Genomic DNA, 13,515 nt, shown 5'->3' with positions numbered 1-13,515 from the left:
TTACCATGAAGAGGTTCATGTAAACCTCATTCTTTGCGTCAAAATGTGTCAATCCTTATTTTGCAAAGCTGAGGGTTTCTCAGTGCAGGATTGAAGATGATTCGCGTCGAAAGGGTAGGCTCAGGTATAATGAGCAGATCTTGTACAATGGATAAGGGTGACTCAAGGTGACCGCAGTTAAACTCGTGAAGCATCCACTCGCGCAGGATGCGCTGGCAAGGCTTCGAAATCGCGAGACAGAAGTGCCCCAATTTCGCGCGTTGATCTCACAACTTGCGATCTATCTTGCCATCGCAGGCACAGAAGAATTGCGCATGCAGACGGTCGAGGTTGAGACGCCAGTCACAAAAGCAGAAATGAGCGTCGTTGCAGAAGAAATTGTTCTTGTTCCTATATTACGCGCTGGTCTCGGAATGGTCGAGGGCATGTTGACGATTTTGACGAATGCTACCGTTGGCCATTTGGGACTTTATCGCGATCACGAGACGCTACAGCCGATCGAGTATTACGCGAATACGCCTGAGAATCTCGAAGAGCGACTGGTGATCGTGCTTGATCCGATGCTTGCGACAGGCGGCTCTGCGAGTGCCGCGCTTACCCGTTTAAAAGAGCGCGGGGCAACCCGGTTGTTGCTAGCTTCAATCATCGCGGCTCCTGAAGGGATTGCGCGCCTGGAGCTTGATCACCCGGATGTCCAAATTGTCACGATCTCGATTGATCAAAAGTTGAATGAAAAAGGGTATATCGTTCCGGGGCTCGGAGATGCGGGAGACCGCATGTTTGGCACACTTTGAAAGTTGGCGCGGAGGGTAGTTCATGTCTCGTAAACGTGTGATGACGATCTTTGGGACGCGTCCTGAAGCCGTGAAGATGGCTCCGCTTGTGCAGGCGCTAAGGCGCGCGGATGAGTTTGAAACGATTGTGTGTGTCACTGCGCAGCATCGCGAACAACTCGATCAGGTGCTGCAGACGTTTGACATTGTTCCGGACCATGACCTTGATATCATGGAGGCGCGACAAACGCTCACGCGGATTTCTGTGAAGGTGCTTCGCTTGCTAGAAGATGTCCTGACAGAAGAAAAACCGGATATCGTGCTGGTGCATGGCGATACGACGACGACGTTTGCGGCGGGGCTCGCCGCATACTATCAGCAGATTGCGATCGGTCACGTGGAGGCAGGGCTGCGCACGTGGAACAAATATTCACCGTTTCCAGAAGAGATGAATCGGCAGTTGACGGGCGTGTTGGCAGATCTCCACTTTGCGCCGACGGCGATGGCGGCACGCAATTTGCTTGCAGAGAACAAGCCAGAAGACGCGATTTTTATCACGGGGAACACGGCGATTGACGCGATGAAGACGACGGTGAAAAAAGACTATCGGCACCCGGTTCTGGATGGGGTGAAAAAGGGCCAGCGCTTGATTTTCATGACGGCGCACCGCCGCGAGAATCTGGGCGACAAGTTTGAACAGATTTTTCGCGCTGTGCGGGATCTGGTCGATCGCGTCGAGGATGTGCATGTGGTGTATCCGGTCCATCTCAATCCTGCGGTGCGAGAACCTGCGGCGAGAATCCTTGGCGATCATCCGAGAATCTCGCTGATTGATCCCCTCGATGTGATGGATGCGCATAATTTTATGGCGCGATCACACCTCATTCTCACGGACTCGGGGGGGATGCAGGAGGAGGCGCCGTATCTCGGGGTGCCCTGCCTTGTGCTGCGGGATACTACGGAGCGACCGGAAGGGATTGAGGCGGGGACGCTGCGGCTTGTCGGAACGGAGTATGAGCAGGTGTATGCGCAGGCGCTTGAACTTTTGACGGATGAGCGCGCGCACCGCGAAATGGCGATTGCCGCGAGTCCGTATGGTGACGGTTTTGCGTCGGAGCGGATTGTGGAGGCGTTGAAACACGTTTTTTATCAGGCCGCCCGTCCGGCTGCGTTTGTCCCAAAAGCAAAAGACGAGAATCGCTGGACATAGCATATGCTGGCAAGGGGGGTGAGTGGAGTGAAACATACGCATTGGGAGATTGACTCGGAGTGCCCGCAATGTGGGAAACACAATCGGCTGCGCATTCCTGTCGGGGAGCGCGTGGTGCGTGTGCACTGTGAGCATTGCACACATGGCTATGAGTATACGCATGTCGTTATCGAGCATGAAGAAGTCGCGGATGAACAATAAGGCATCATTTCGTGCGGATTCAGAAAATCGTCATGTTTCGCGGCTTGTTCGCGTTTAGGTTTCATTGACAATGTTTTTCGTACTAGTGTAGTATCTATAGCGGGTCCCGGTTAGGCAGGCCTTGTGGTGTTATGATATTTCTGGGTAGTCTGTCAGGATTCCCGCTTCATTTATCCCCAGCTACAAATGGGTCGCTAGCCGGTTTGGAACCGACAGAGGTTGACCGCAACTGCGTAATCCTCCCACTGACATGTTTGGGTGGTGTCCAAGATCAAAGATGATCGAGGGTCGGGCCAAAAAAATAAGGAATGGAAAGCGTTTGCAGTATTTTCTGGCGCTTCCCTTCAATTGTTGGTCTCCATGATCGTTTTTGGATTCTTGGGTCATGCCCTTTCCCAACGATGGAACGTTGCATGGCCGACGCTCGTCGGTGTGCTGTTCGGGTTGTTCGCAGGGGTTTACGGCTTGTCGTTCCTGATTAAACGCTTTTTGGGAGAGAAGCCATGAACGATCTGCAAGAATTGAACCGGCGCGTGCGTAGGATCTGGCGCATGGGCTTGCTTGTGCTCGCCCTGTCACTGATCGCGTTATTTATCTTTCCGCATGCCGGCGCGATCCTGAAAGGGCTGTTGTTGGGAGAAATAGGTGGGATTTACGTAATTTATAGCATGATTCGCCAAGGCCATGTAAATGATGGTATGGAGGGACGTGCGTTGTTCGCCTCAGGCATGATGGGAATGGTGACCCGCTTGGTTGTCTTGGTGGCGGTTTTGGTCGTCGCGATCAGGTCTGGTCTCAACCCGTACACAGCTCTTGTCGGCTATCTAATAGGGTTCGTGCTCATCGTGATAGGCATGTGGGGGATGGCCCAAAACAGCCGTCGATTTCCCGGGGGAAAGTAGGTGAATGAATGTCCGCATTTCCGATGTTGTTTCCAAACAGTGCCTTTCCGATCAACTTGACGACGATCGCCATGATGATTCTGGCAGGTTTGGTTGTGATTATTTTTTTGCGCGTCGCCGCGCGTCGGCTCAGTGTGCGTGAACCTGGCAAAATGCAGAACCTCGTGGAATGGATGATCGAGTTTACGGCAAACATGGCCAAAGACACGATGCCATCAGCGCGTCTGGTACAGTGGATTCTTCCGCTTGCTTTTACCATGCTTTTGTTCTTGTTCGTGTCAAACTGGCTAGGCGTGATCGCAACGATCAGCATCAATACGAATCATCCGATTCCGTGGCTCGGACTCACCGCACAAAAGCTCGCGCAGGCGCACGGCGAGGTTCCACTTTATGATTCGCCGACGGCAAACATGAGCATGACGCTTGGGATGGCGTTTATGGTATGGGTGATCAGCCATTTTCAAGGGCTTAAAACACCAGGCAAATGGTTGCGCCACTATAAGAACCCAATGTTCATCATTGAGGAGATCACCAACCCGCTCACACATGGGATGCGTCTTTACGGTAACATTTTTGCGGGTGAGGCGTTGATCGGCGTGATTCTGAGCATCCCCATTCTCTATCACGTGATACCGGTCGGCATGCCGCTTCTCTTGGTCTGGCTTTTTTACAGCGCCTTTGTGAGCAGCATCCAAGCCTATGTCTTCACGATCCTGATGACTCTGTACATCGGCCATAAATCGTACAGCGAACACACTGATCATTAAGGGGAGTTTGTTATTCTGAGGCGCTTCCCGCGAAACACACTATAAATGAAAGCCACGAGGAGGAAGTTTAAGATGGTGAAAGCGTTATATGATATCGCGGTGGCCCTGTTGTTGGGTCTGTCGGCGGCTGGTTCTGGTATCGGTGACGGTCTCGTCATGAGCAAGTATGTAGAAGGTGTGGCCCGCCAACCGGAAGCGCGCGGCTCGATTTTCTCAAGCGCACTGCTTGGCGTCGCGATCGTCGAAGCGTTCCCGGTAATCGCGCTCGCGTTCGGGATTATCATCCTCTTTACAAAAGGCGTGCTCTAAGTCGCCCGCGCATGGCGGGAAAGTTTGCGTGTTGCAGACGGCTCCGCGCATGACGTAAGAAAGAAAGGGGAGAAATACGACCTTGTTCGAATTAGGTACGTTTGTTGTCTCGATCGTGACGTTCTTGATTCTGTTTCTGATCATCCGAAAAGTCGGGTTCGAACCGCTTAACAACATGCTTGAAAAGCGCCGTCAATACGTGATGAATGAACTGTCAGAAGCAGAGCGCGCTCGCAAGATGAGCGAGGCGCATTTAAATGAGCAAAAAGCGATTCTTGAAGATGCAAAGCGTCAAGTGAAAGAAATGCTTGATACAGCGCGCGTGCGCGCAGACGATCAGGCGCGCGAGATTCTCTTGCAAGCGCAGGAAGAGGCGCAGCGGCTGCTCGAGTCGAATCGCCAGTTGATTGAACGTGAGCGCGCGGAAGCGATGAATGCCGTTCTCGCGTCGGTCGCGTCACTCACCGTGCAAATCAGCGAAGGGTTGCTTCGCCATCATGTGACGGAGACAGAACACCAGTCGATGATGGATGAAGCACAGCAGCGCCTGGGTGAACTTGTATGCTAAACGGCGCTGTTACACACCGCTATACGCAGGGCTTGTTTCTTGCGGCAGTTGATGTAGAACAAGTGGCAAACGTCGATGGGAGTCTGCGGGCACTCGCTGAGGCGATAGCGCATTCCGCGTCGATTCAACGCTTTTTTGAAAATCCGCTTATAACGCCGGAACAGAAACTGGATGTGCTGCAAAAAGTGTTATCCGGACGTGTGCCGGATGTCTTGCTCGCATTCTTGGCCGTTCTTTTCAAGCGCAAACGCGCAGAGTACGTGCCTGCCATCGCGAGCGCATTTCACGCTCGCGCGAATGACTACTACGGTCGTGTGGATGTGCGGATCACGTCGGCGAAGCCATTGACAGAGGAGCAACGCGCGAGTGTGACGCAGAGCCTGAAGGCTGCGCTTTCCAAAGAGATTGAGGCGGTAGTCGAGATCGATCCGGATCTGATTGCCGGATATAAGCTGCAACTCGGCAATCGCCTGATTGATTCTTCAGTGAAAAATGCGCTTCGGCAACTGAGTGTCGCGCTTTTAGAGAAACGGATTGTGTGAGGAGGGAAACCGTTGAGCATTCGTCCAGATGAAATCAGTTCACTGATTCGTAAGCAAATCGAGCAGTTTGATGCGCAAGTAGAGAGTTATGAGACCGGCGTTGTTCTTCAAGTCGGTGACGGGATCGCCCGCCTTTACGGCTTGGATAACGTCATGGCGGGAGAGCTCGTCGAGTTTTCTAATGGCGTTTTTGGCTTGGCGTTTAACCTTGAAGAGGACAATGTCGGCGTCATCATCCTCGGATCGGTTGAAGGCATCAAAGAAGGCGACCAAGTGCGTCGCACGGGTCGCATTGCACAAGTCCCAGTCGGTGAAGCGTTGCTTGGACGCGTCGTGAATCCGCTCGGACAACCTTTGGATAATCTCGGTCCGATTGAGGCGACAGCATTTCGCCCCGTCGAGTCAATGGCTCCTGGCGTCATTGACCGCAAATCAGTTTCTGAGCCGCTTCAGACAGGGATCAAGGCGATTGACGCGATGATTCCGATCGGCCGCGGTCAACGGGAATTGATCATTGGCGATCGGCAGACGGGTAAGACGACGATTGCGATTGACACGATCATCAACCAAAAAGGCAATGGCGTGAAATGTATCTATGTCGCGATTGGCCAGAAGCAGTCGACGGTGGCACAGGTCGTTGAGACACTCCGCAAGTATGGCGCGCTGGAATACACCACCGTCGTTGCGGCGAACGCATCTGATCCTGCTCCGCTTTTGTTTCTTGCGCCTTATGCGGGATGCGCGATGGGCGAGTACTTCCTCTACAATGGTGAGCATGCGCTTGTCATCTATGACGATTTGACGAAGCAAGCGGCTGCGTACCGTGAAATGTCTTTGCTGCTTCGCCGTCCTCCAGGCCGCGAGGCGTATCCTGGCGACGTGTTTTACTTGCATTCGCGCTTGCTTGAGCGCGCGGCAAAATTGAGCGATGAGCGCGGCGGCGGTTCTCTTACGGCGCTTCCGTTTATCGAGACGCAGGCCGGCGACATTTCGGCCTATATTCCGACTAACGTCATTTCGATCACAGACGGACAAATTTTTCTTGAGGCTGACCTCTTTTTCTCAGGAGTGCGCCCTGCGGTCAATGTCGGTACGTCAGTCTCTCGCGTCGGAAGTTCCGCGCAAATCAAAGCGATGAAATCGGTCGCCGGAACGATGCGCCTTGATCTTGCGCAATATCGCGAGTTGCAGGCGTTTGCCCAGTTCGGATCGGATCTTGACAAGGCTACGCTCGCGCGATTGACGCGCGGTGAGCGGATGGTTGAGATTCTCAAACAGGGTTTGCATCAACCGCTCTCTGTTGAGCGCCAGGTTGTTTCCATTTGGTCCGCGGTCAACGGTCATCTTGACGATATTCCAAGCAATGCGGTGGGACGTTTTGAGCAAGAGTGGCTCGCGTTTATCTCATCCACGTATCCGCAGGTTTTCGAAAACATCGTGGCGACAAAAGCGCTTGGCGACGAAACGGTAAGCCTCCTAAAAGAGGCGATTGCCAAGTTTAAAGCTTCGTTTGTCAGTTGATTTGCTCGTGCGCTCATCGCGTGAAATGCTCGCGTGTGCATAAAGCGTGAGATTGTGGCAATAAACGGCACGCATGATGATCAATACGGCCGAGAGGCAAGGGTGGTGAAGATGTGCCACAAAATACGCGTGACATTCGCAGACGGATAAAAAGTGTTCAGAATACAGCGCAGATCACGAAGGCTATGGAAATGGTCGCCGCTGCAAAGCTGCGCCGCGTTCAAGAGGCTGTGCAACTCTCCAAGCCCTATCTGCAGAAGCTGCAGGAGATGCTCACGGATCTCGCGCCTTCCGTGCGGTCTGTGAAGCATCCCATGCTTGCGGTGCGTCCAGTGCGCAAGACCGGGTACCTTGTTGTGACGTCAGACCGCGGGTTGGCGGGTCCCTACAACGCCAACGTGATTCGCAAAGCGCTTGAGGCGTTTCGCCACAAGGATAAAGACGCGTATACCGTATTCGCGGTGGGCCGCAAAGGGCGCGACTTTTTCCGCCGGATGAATTATCCTCTGGGCGGCGAGGCGGTTGGATTGTCGGACGCACCAACGTATGCGCTTATCAGGCCGCTTGCAGAACAAGTCATTGAAGCGTACGCGAATGAAGAGTTTGATGAGCTGTATCTCGTTTATAACGAATTTATCAATGCAGTGACCCAACAGACGGTTGTCAAAAAGGTGTTGCCACTCACGGATCTTGCGGGCGACAGAGAGCCGCGCCGTGTCAATTTTATCTTTGAACCAGATGAGCAGGCGCTTCTCGCAAAACTTTTGCCGCGTTACGCTGAGACTCTCGTGTTTCAGTCTGTGCTTGACGCAAAGGCGAGTGAACACGGTTCGCGCATGACGGCGATGGGTAATGCGACCGATGCGGCAAAAGACATGATCGGATCGCTTACGCTAACGCTTAACCGAGCGCGGCAGGCGGCGATTACCACGCAGATCGCAGAAGTGGTCGGCGGCGCTGAGGCGCTGAAATAAGAACAGAGGAGGGACATCGTTGAGTACAGGACGTGTGGTTCAGGTTTTGGGTCCCGTCGTAGACGTACGGTTCCCGACAGGTCAATTGCCTGAGATCAATCATGCACTTCGCGTGGATTATGAAGGGGACGTTTCGATCCACATCGCGCTTGAAGTGGCGCTTCACTTAGGTGACAATGTTGTGCGTTCAATTGCGATGTCTTCGACAGATGGACTCGTGCGCGGGGCAGAAGTGGTGAATACAGGACGCCCGATCTCGGTGCCAGTCGGCGCGGGGACGCTCGGACGAATTTTCAACGTGCTCGGTGAACCAATCGACGAAGCGGGTCCGGTCGAATCTCCGGAGCGCTGGGCGATTCATCGCGAAGCGCCTCCGTTTTCAGACATCACGACGAAGGCGGAAGTGTTTGAAACGGGCATTAAAGTTGTCGATCTTTTGGCCCCCTATCTCAAAGGTGGTAAGATCGGGCTGTTTGGCGGCGCGGGTGTCGGCAAAACGGTCTTAATTCAAGAACTGATTCACAACATCGCAAAAGAGCACGGCGGCTACTCCGTTTTTGCGGGGGTAGGCGAGCGTACGCGCGAAGGCAATGATCTGTATCATGAGATGAAAGATTCCGGTGTTATTGATAAAACCAGCATGGTGTTTGGCCAGATGAACGAGCCGCCCGGCGCGCGTCTGCGCGTGGCGCTTTCCGGGCTGACCATTGCGGAATACTTTCGCGACATGGAACAGCGCGATGTGTTGCTCTTTGTTGACAACATCTTCCGCTTCACACAGGCGGGTTCAGAAGTGTCTGCACTGCTCGGCCGCATGCCGTCTGCGGTTGGTTACCAACCGACGCTGGCGACAGAGATGGGCCAACTTCAGGAGCGTATCGCCTCAACCGTGCGCGGCTCTATTACATCGATTCAGGCGATTTACGTGCCGGCTGACGACTACACCGATCCAGCGCCGGCCAACACATTTGCGCACTTGGATGCGACGACGAACCTTGAGCGCCGCATTGCGTCCATGGGACTTTTCCCGGCTGTCGACCCGCTCGCGTCAACATCGCGCGCGCTTTCTCCGGAGATAGTTGGGGAAGAGCATTACAATGTTGCACGGGGCATCCAGGCAGTCTTGCAGCGCTACAAAGAACTTCAGGATATCATTGCCATTCTTGGCATGGATGAGTTGAGCGATGAAGATAAGCTGATCGTGTCGCGTGCGCGCAAGATTCAGAACTTTTTCTCTCAGCCGTTCTTTGTCGGTGAGCAATTCACAGGCATTCCAGGAAAGTATGTGCAGGTTAAAGACACAGTGCGCAGTTTCCGCGAAATTCTCGAAGGCAAGCATGACGAGATTCCGGAGAGTTACTTCACGTACTGTGGCGCGATTGAAGATGTTCTGGAAAAAGCGGAACGCGACGGATTTCGCGTCTAAATCCGGGGAGGTGACCGCATGAGTACGATTCCATTCGAAATCGTGACACCTGATCGCGTTGTGTTCTCAGAACCGGTCGAGTTTCTCACGGTTCGTACGGGCGCCGGTGAGATCGGAGTCCTTCCGCGCCACGCCCCGCTCGCGACAACCGTGAAACCGGGAATCGTAAAGATTCGCACGGAACACGGTGAGGACTATGTGGCGACATCCGACGGATTTTTGCACGTTCTCCCGGATCAGGTCTCGCTCCTTGTCAATTCTGCAGAGATCGGATCGATGGTTGATGTGGATCGCGCGATGCGCGCAAAGGAGCGGGCAGAACAGCGGCTCTCACTGCGCGGGGATGATGTCGATGTCATGCGCGCAGAACTCGCGCTTGAACGATCGCTCAATCGCCTGCGCGCCTCGGAGCTTTCCCCGAAACGCGCATCACACCGTTGAGTGTTTCATCGCCCGTCGCACTGATTTTAAATCAGGGCGACGGGCTTTCCTTATATTCCCATAATCTGTTGTTATAAATTTCTACACTCTGTTATAATGGCGAAGGAGTCATACCTATCACGATTTCTTGATACGTGTAGATAGACGGCGCCATGGCGCTCTCGCACCACCGTCTATGGAAAAATAATCGGCGGCGCCGTTATTTGGGGATAGGGGGGATCTGTCTGTACGCTAACGCATTCATTTTTATATTGGTTTTTCTTGTACTTGCCATTGCGCTTCCGATTGGGGCGCTCGCCGTCTTGGGACCGCTTCTTCGCCCAAACAAACCTTCAAAGGCAAAGAACTCGACTTATGAGAGCGGCCTTGAACCGATCGGCGATGCGCGTTCGCGGTACAATGTGCGGTATTATTTATTTGCATTGATGTTTGTCATTTTTGATGTAGAAATTATCTTTCTGTATCCGTGGGCTGTTTCGTATCTCACCTTGGGTGTGTTTGGCTACGTCGAGATGATGATCTTTGTCGTACTCCTGATGATTGGCCTTATTTATGCCTGGAGGAAGAAGGTGCTGGAATGGATGTAAACGTTTCTTCGCAGGGCGTGTCACTTCCCGTCATTCACTATGACGGGTTCACAGAAGAAGAATCTCAAGAGCTGCGACGGGCAGGTGTCGTGGTCAGTACACTTGAACAGATCAAGGGGTGGGCGCGCAGCAACAGCTTGTGGCCGATGACCTTTGGACTTGCCTGCTGTGCGATTGAGATGATGGGGGCTGGTGCTTCGCACTACGACCTGGATCGGTTCGGAATCATCTTTCGAGCATCGCCGCGCCAATCGGATGTGATGATCGTCGCGGGCACAGTGACCAAAAAAATGGCGCCGCTGCTTCGTCGCCTTTACGATCAGATGCCAGACCCCAAATGGGTGATCGCGATGGGCTCGTGCGCGACGGCGGGCGGACCGTATGTGCGCTCTTATTCGGTCGTTAAAGGCGTCGACCAGATTGTGCCGGTCGACGTGTATATTCCAGGCTGTCCACCGTCTCCTCCTGCCCTCATCTATGGGCTTAACAAACTTCAAGAGAAGATCCGCATGGAAGCTGCCGGGAAGAGGGTGTCGAGTTGACCGACGAGAAACCCCCAGTGGAACACGCAGGAGAACAAGAGAAGTCTGTGAAACCAGAAAAGGCTGTAACGACAGAAAAAACGGCGGCAACAACGGAAGGGGCCGTCAAAAAGGAGCCTCCTGCCCGACCCGCCAAAGCGCCTGCGCCGCCCGATCCGCGGGTGATTGAGGCGACTGCGTACGCGGAATCGTTAAAAGCTGAGATCGAGAAAGCGTGCGGTGCGGGAGTCATCGCGGAGATTTCAGCGACAAAGTCGCTTCCTGTCTTGCGTGTCGAACAAGACGCCTGGTATGCAGTCGTAAAATTCCTTAAGGAAGATCCTGAACAGCAATTTCTCTACATCCGCGTTTTCGCGGGAACCGATTACAAGGATTATATTGAGGTGATTTTTGAAGTCCATTCCTTTGTGCGCGGACGCAGAATTCGCCTGAAAACGCGCACGCCGCGCGATCCGGCAACGCTTGAGTCGATCACTCCGCTGTTTGCAGGGCTCAATTGGGAAGAGCGCGAAGCGTATGACTTACTCGGGATTCATTTCACGGGGCATCCTGACTTGCGGCGCATCATGATGTGGGAAGAGTGGAACGGTCATCCACTCCGCAAGGATTTCTCAGAATTTGAAAACGCTCCGCACAGTGGGGGTGATACGAGCGAATGAGTACGCTTCGATCGGAAGAAATGATTCTAAACGTCGGTCCACAGCACCCGAGCACGCACGGCGTATTCCGTCTGGTGGTTACCATTGACGGTGAAGAGATTGTGGATGCAGATCCGGTAGTCGGCTACCTTCACCGGGGAACGGAAAAGCTCGCCGAAAATTTGCAGTACACGCAGATCATACCGTACACCGATCGTCTGGATTATCTCGCCTCGATGATCAACAACTACGCGCTCGTGCATGCCGTCGAGTACGCACTTGATCTGGAGATTCCAGAGCGGGCAGAGCACTTGCGGATCATCGTGATGGAACTGAATCGGATCGCTTCGCACTTGTTGTTTGTCGGAGCGTATCTGCTTGATCTTGGCGCGATGAGCCCATTTCTGTACGTATTTCAAGAGCGCGAGCGCATTGTGCAGTTGTTCAATGAGATCTGCGGCGCCCGTCTGACGTATAACTACATGCGCATCGGCGGTGTGAAATGGGACGCGCCACCTGGTTGGCTGCAAAAGGTGCGAGAATTTATCCCCTTTATGCGAGACAAGATCCGCATGTACGACGACCTTATTTCAGGAAACGAGATTTTTCTCAATCGCGTCAAGGGCATCGGTGTTTTCACGCAAGAAGAAGCGATCAATCACAGTTTGTCCGGGATCAATCTCCGCTCCACAGGATTCAATTGGGACTTGCGCAAAAATCAGCCGTACGGCATCTACGATCGGTTCGACTTTGATGTGGTACTCGGACAAAAAGGCGATTGCTTTGACCGCTATTGGCTGCACATGCTAGAGATGGAGCAGTCGCTGCGCATCGTCGAACAGGCGGTGGATGCGATTGGGGAGGGACCGATCCTCGGGAAGGTGCCAAAGCTCATCCGCGTTCCGGCGGGCGAGTACTACGCTGGTATCGAGGGTGCGCGCGGCGAACTCGGCGTTTATATTGTGTCAGACGGCAAGGATAAGCCCTATCGCCTCAAACTGCGCCGACCGTCTTTTGTCAATCTGCAGATTCTCCGCAAGTTGCTGATCGGACAGAGCATGTCGAATTTGATTGCCATTTTAGGCGCTGTGGATATTGTGCTGGGGGAGGTGGACGGGTGATGCTGAACTGGCAATCCTCCCCGCTTTCTGGCACAGGGTTTCTCGGCATGGTGATCGGCGGCGTTCTCATTCTTGGCCTCATTCTTGGCATCGTCACGTACCTGATTTATTTTGAACGCAAGATCATCGGCTGGATGCAACTGCGGATCGGCCCGAATCGCGTGGGTCCACTCGGCCTCATGCAGTCCATTGCCGACGTGCTCAAACTGCTCATTAAGGAAGATATCGTCCCAGAAAACGCGGATCGCTCGCTCTTTTTGCTTGCGCCAATCATCGCCTTTGTACCGTCTTTCATGGTGCTCGCACTTATTCCCTTTACCGCGACCCACGTGTTTACGTCAAACACGCAGGTAGGACTCCTGCTCTATCTTGCGCTCTCGTCCATCACGATCCTTGGCATCGTGCTCGGCGGGTGGGCGTCAAACAACAAATATTCACTGCTCGGCGGAATGCGCTCCGCCGCACAGATGATCAGCTACGAGATTCCGCTTGGCATGTCAGTCATCGGCGTCGTCCTGCTGACAGGTTCGCTCAACCTGAACACTATTGTCGTCGACCAATCGCGGCACATCTGGTACATCATTCCGCAGATCGTCGGTTTCGTCATCTTTATGATCGCGGGACTCGCCGAACTCAATCGGACGCCGTTTGACTTGCCAGAGGCTGAGTCGGAACTGGTCGCCGGTTATTTCACGGAGTACTCAGGCTTTCGCTTTGCTTTTTTCATGCTCTCAGAGTACGTGTACGTCTTTGCGCTGTGCGCGCTTGCGACGACACTTTTTCTCGGCGGCTGGAGTGGACCCTTTCTGCCTTCTTGGATTTGGTTTGCGATCAAAACGAGCGCCTGTATCTTTTTCGTATTTTGGGTGCGCGCCACCATGCCGCGCATTCGCGGTGATCAATTGATGGGCTTTGCGTGGAAAGTGCTGATTCCCGTCGCGCTCGCCAACTTGGTCGTGACCGCAGGTGTCGTATTGCTGTAAAGCGCGTCCG

At 53.6% G+C, this 13,515-nt stretch carries 18 protein-coding genes; all 18 read left to right on the top strand.

Annotated elements, in window-relative coordinates:
• The first annotated feature begins 167 nt into the window (after positions 1 to 167).
• The 18 genes from upp to nuoH all read left to right on the top strand — a co-directional run bounded on the left by upp (position 168) and on the right by nuoH (position 13,505).
• A complete protein-coding gene (upp, locus tag ATW55_RS12075; protein ID WP_067717963.1) occupies positions 168 to 794 on the top strand; it encodes a uracil phosphoribosyltransferase in 627 nt (208 codons plus the stop codon).
• A gap of 22 nt (positions 795 to 816) precedes the next feature.
• On the top strand, positions 817 to 1,983 hold the full coding sequence (gene wecB / locus ATW55_RS12070) for a non-hydrolyzing UDP-N-acetylglucosamine 2-epimerase (protein WP_067717959.1): 1,167 nt from the start codon (positions 817 to 819) through the stop codon (positions 1,981 to 1,983).
• A 27-nt stretch (positions 1,984 to 2,010) separates the two neighbouring features.
• Entirely contained in the window at positions 2,011 to 2,184 is a 174-nt protein-coding gene (locus ATW55_RS16165) for a phage terminase large subunit family protein (protein ID WP_235587112.1), read from the top strand.
• A gap of 258 nt (positions 2,185 to 2,442) precedes the next feature.
• Positions 2,443 to 2,691 (top strand): AtpZ/AtpI family protein, encoded by a 249-nt coding sequence (locus tag ATW55_RS17365; protein WP_423742968.1) that lies wholly within the window; start codon positions 2,443 to 2,445, stop codon positions 2,689 to 2,691.
• Entirely contained in the window at positions 2,688 to 3,086 is a 399-nt protein-coding gene (locus ATW55_RS12060) for a hypothetical protein (RefSeq protein ID WP_235587111.1), read from the top strand. Before ATW55_RS17365 ends, ATW55_RS12060 begins: the two co-directional genes overlap by 4 nt.
• A gap of 8 nt (positions 3,087 to 3,094) precedes the next feature.
• Positions 3,095 to 3,853 carry a F0F1 ATP synthase subunit A gene (atpB, locus tag ATW55_RS12055; RefSeq protein ID WP_067717952.1) on the top strand — a complete coding sequence of 253 codons (759 nt, stop codon included), beginning with the start codon at positions 3,095 to 3,097 and terminating at the stop codon, positions 3,851 to 3,853.
• Positions 3,854 to 3,925: 72 nt separating this feature from the next.
• Positions 3,926 to 4,162 (top strand): ATP synthase F0 subunit C, encoded by a 237-nt coding sequence (gene atpE, locus ATW55_RS12050; protein WP_067717947.1) that lies wholly within the window; start codon positions 3,926 to 3,928, stop codon positions 4,160 to 4,162.
• Positions 4,163 to 4,244: 82 nt separating this feature from the next.
• The gene (gene atpF, locus ATW55_RS12045) at positions 4,245 to 4,730 is read left to right on the top strand and encodes a F0F1 ATP synthase subunit B (protein WP_067717942.1); all 486 of its coding nucleotides are present in this window, start codon (positions 4,245 to 4,247) and stop codon (positions 4,728 to 4,730) included.
• Complete coding sequence (gene atpH / locus ATW55_RS12040; protein ID WP_067717939.1) at positions 4,724 to 5,272, top strand: ATP synthase F1 subunit delta; 549 nt, start codon at positions 4,724 to 4,726, stop codon at positions 5,270 to 5,272. The genes atpF and atpH overlap by 7 nt, the downstream gene beginning before the upstream one ends.
• Before the next feature lie 12 nt (positions 5,273 to 5,284).
• Positions 5,285 to 6,793 carry a F0F1 ATP synthase subunit alpha gene (gene atpA / locus ATW55_RS12035; protein ID WP_067717935.1) on the top strand — a complete coding sequence of 503 codons (1,509 nt, stop codon included), beginning with the start codon at positions 5,285 to 5,287 and terminating at the stop codon, positions 6,791 to 6,793.
• 113 nt (positions 6,794 to 6,906) lie between these two features.
• Entirely contained in the window at positions 6,907 to 7,767 is an 861-nt protein-coding gene (gene atpG / locus ATW55_RS12030; RefSeq protein WP_067717931.1) for an ATP synthase F1 subunit gamma, read from the top strand.
• Positions 7,768 to 7,786: 19 nt separating this feature from the next.
• Entirely contained in the window at positions 7,787 to 9,193 is a 1,407-nt protein-coding gene (atpD, locus tag ATW55_RS12025) for a F0F1 ATP synthase subunit beta (RefSeq protein ID WP_067717928.1), read from the top strand.
• 18 nt (positions 9,194 to 9,211) lie between these two features.
• Entirely contained in the window at positions 9,212 to 9,634 is a 423-nt protein-coding gene (gene atpC / locus ATW55_RS12020; protein ID WP_067717924.1) for an ATP synthase F1 subunit epsilon, read from the top strand.
• A gap of 209 nt (positions 9,635 to 9,843) precedes the next feature.
• The gene (locus ATW55_RS12015) at positions 9,844 to 10,221 is read left to right on the top strand and encodes an NADH-quinone oxidoreductase subunit A (RefSeq protein WP_235587119.1); all 378 of its coding nucleotides are present in this window, start codon (positions 9,844 to 9,846) and stop codon (positions 10,219 to 10,221) included.
• Positions 10,212 to 10,763, top strand: a complete 552-nt coding sequence (locus ATW55_RS12010; protein ID WP_067717921.1) for a NuoB/complex I 20 kDa subunit family protein — start codon at positions 10,212 to 10,214, stop codon at positions 10,761 to 10,763. The genes ATW55_RS12015 and ATW55_RS12010 overlap by 10 nt, the downstream gene beginning before the upstream one ends.
• Positions 10,760 to 11,422, top strand: coding sequence for an NADH-quinone oxidoreductase subunit C (locus ATW55_RS12005; protein WP_067717917.1), 663 nt, complete (start codon positions 10,760 to 10,762; stop codon positions 11,420 to 11,422). Before ATW55_RS12010 ends, ATW55_RS12005 begins: the two co-directional genes overlap by 4 nt.
• A complete protein-coding gene (locus ATW55_RS12000) occupies positions 11,419 to 12,522 on the top strand; it encodes an NADH-quinone oxidoreductase subunit D (RefSeq protein ID WP_067717914.1) in 1,104 nt (367 codons plus the stop codon). Before ATW55_RS12005 ends, ATW55_RS12000 begins: the two co-directional genes overlap by 4 nt.
• The gene (gene nuoH / locus ATW55_RS11995) at positions 12,522 to 13,505 is read left to right on the top strand and encodes an NADH-quinone oxidoreductase subunit NuoH (protein WP_067717911.1); all 984 of its coding nucleotides are present in this window, start codon (positions 12,522 to 12,524) and stop codon (positions 13,503 to 13,505) included. The genes ATW55_RS12000 and nuoH overlap by 1 nt, the downstream gene beginning before the upstream one ends.
• Positions 13,506 to 13,515 lie beyond the last annotated feature (10 nt).

The organism is Ferroacidibacillus organovorans (assembly GCF_001516615.1).
Classification (GTDB): domain Bacteria; phylum Bacillota; class Bacilli; order Alicyclobacillales; family SLC66; genus Ferroacidibacillus; species Ferroacidibacillus ferrooxidans_B.
Note: the sequence above shows the minus strand (reverse complement) of the source record. Positions and strands in the feature narration are given on the sequence as shown.

Coding starts and splice junctions, on each gene's coding strand:
- atpH (WP_067717939.1), top strand. CDS start 4,724: ATGCTAAACGGCGCTGTTACACACCGCTATACGCAGGGCTTGTTTCTT.
- atpC (WP_067717924.1), top strand. CDS start 9,212: ATGAGTACGATTCCATTCGAAATCGTGACACCTGATCGCGTTGTGTTC.
- ATW55_RS12000 (WP_067717914.1), top strand. CDS start 11,419: ATGAGTACGCTTCGATCGGAAGAAATGATTCTAAACGTCGGTCCACAG.
- ATW55_RS12060 (WP_235587111.1), top strand. CDS start 2,688: ATGAACGATCTGCAAGAATTGAACCGGCGCGTGCGTAGGATCTGGCGC.
- atpB (WP_067717952.1), top strand. CDS start 3,095: ATGTCCGCATTTCCGATGTTGTTTCCAAACAGTGCCTTTCCGATCAAC.
- nuoH (WP_067717911.1), top strand. CDS start 12,522: ATGCTGAACTGGCAATCCTCCCCGCTTTCTGGCACAGGGTTTCTCGGC.
- atpE (WP_067717947.1), top strand. CDS start 3,926: ATGGTGAAAGCGTTATATGATATCGCGGTGGCCCTGTTGTTGGGTCTG.
- ATW55_RS12010 (WP_067717921.1), top strand. CDS start 10,212: ATGGATGTAAACGTTTCTTCGCAGGGCGTGTCACTTCCCGTCATTCAC.
- wecB (WP_067717959.1), top strand. CDS start 817: ATGTCTCGTAAACGTGTGATGACGATCTTTGGGACGCGTCCTGAAGCC.